Source organism: Streptococcus pluranimalium, from assembly GCF_047785705.1.
Classification (GTDB): Bacteria; Bacillota; Bacilli; order Lactobacillales; family Streptococcaceae; genus Streptococcus; species Streptococcus pluranimalium_A.
In genome coordinates this window covers 1-613 of the sequence record NZ_JBLOJV010000106.1, presented here as the reverse complement: position 1 = coordinate 613, position 613 = coordinate 1, and the positions used below count along the sequence as shown (strand labels likewise).

Annotated in this window: 2 protein-coding genes; both read right to left on the bottom strand. The window is 42.1% G+C overall.

Features of this window, described 5'->3' with window-relative positions:
* Window positions 1–118: 118 nt before the first annotated feature.
* Window positions 119–250, bottom strand: coding sequence for a hypothetical protein (locus ACMZ6Z_RS09545; RefSeq protein ID WP_416132283.1), 132 nt, complete (start codon window positions 248–250; stop codon window positions 119–121).
* Window positions 240–449: a hypothetical protein gene (locus ACMZ6Z_RS09540; protein WP_416132282.1), complete on the bottom strand. Its 210-nt coding sequence runs from the start codon at window positions 447–449 to the stop codon at window positions 240–242. The genes ACMZ6Z_RS09545 and ACMZ6Z_RS09540 overlap by 11 nt, the downstream gene beginning before the upstream one ends.
* Window positions 450–613: the final 164 nt, after the last annotated feature.

The following is a 613-nucleotide window of genomic DNA, read 5'->3' as shown; positions in this document are numbered from 1 at the left end:
TTGAAAACGTTTCTGTTGCTTTCTTCCACACAAAGCTGTACTTATTGGCATTGGCTTCGATCTTGGTGCCATCGATAAAGAGGCAATCCAAGGTCACCAGTTCTGCCATTTTCAAGCGTCAGTTCAACTCAATGAAGAGGTCACGAATCACCTCCTCCATACCAGCAGCGACACGGAAGCGATTGATGGTGCGGTAGGACACCACGAATTGCCCCGTTAAATACTGCATGGCGATAGTTTCAATCATCATTTTTTCGATTTTTCGCCCAGACCCCCCCTTGTGAATAGGCAAATAAAAGAGTAGCTAAAAGCATTTTAGGATGATAAGACGGGCGACCAAAGTCATGATAGAAGGTGCGGAAGTGACTATCCTCCAAGGCATTCACCACTTTTTCAATCGTAAAGACCACATGATTTTGGGGAAGGCAAGCAGAAAGTTCTAGTGGCAATGTCGTCTGATTTGTGTTATGTTATAGTGAATGTGCATGAGATAGCCTTTCTAATATTTTCTTAGCAACTATATGTTATCAAGACTATCTCTTTAATACAAAAAGCAACGGCATCAAAACCGTTGCTTTTTGGGTTGTGTGAGAAGAACTTTTGTCTTAGACTC